General features: G+C 56.9%; 1 protein-coding gene. It reads left to right on the plus strand.

What is annotated here, in order from left to right; all coding sequences use genetic code 11:
• On the plus strand, window positions 1-180 hold a 180-nt coding region (locus IB235_RS25485; RefSeq protein ID WP_225612631.1), incomplete at its 5' end, for a hypothetical protein.
• Window positions 181-540 lie beyond the last annotated feature (360 nt).

Below are 540 nucleotides of genomic sequence, written 5' to 3' on the forward strand. Positions count from 1 at the left end.
CCGGAGCCGCCAACCGAGAGAACCTCCAATGTAGTCTCCATGGAGAAGCTCCATCATCCAACCTCGATGGAAGCCAATGATCCCATCAAGAACCGCGCTGGAAGGTGGGATGGGGGCAGCGCTTACGCTCAACCGTTGCGCAGCGAAATCCTTGATGACATCGCCGCGATGCGGACCTAGCTGCCGTTGCAGATGCAGCGAGGTCGAGCCCTTCGTTGTCGAACGATCTACCCGTATGGCGGGAAAATGGCACTGCGGCATCATAATAGCAGCGGCCCCAAGAAGCGGTCACCCGCATGACGTGTAGCGAGCTCGAAATAGGAGCATCTACTTTACAATATGGGGTGCTCCAAATGATGGCTCCACGTCCGGCGCGCTTGCCCCAAGAGCACCCGCCGACTACCAATCTCAAATGCTCTGCCCCCTGAAAACTGGACCGTTTGAAGCTGGAGTTTTCGGCTAACCTTCCCCGGCTGGGAGAGGAGCTGAAAACGATGAAGGCATCGAAGTTCACGGAAGCGCAGAAGGCGTTCATTCTGA

The sequence above is a fragment of the Paracoccus sp. PAR01 genome, from assembly GCF_014851995.1.
GTDB lineage: Bacteria > Pseudomonadota > Alphaproteobacteria > Rhodobacterales > Rhodobacteraceae > Paracoccus > Paracoccus litorisediminis.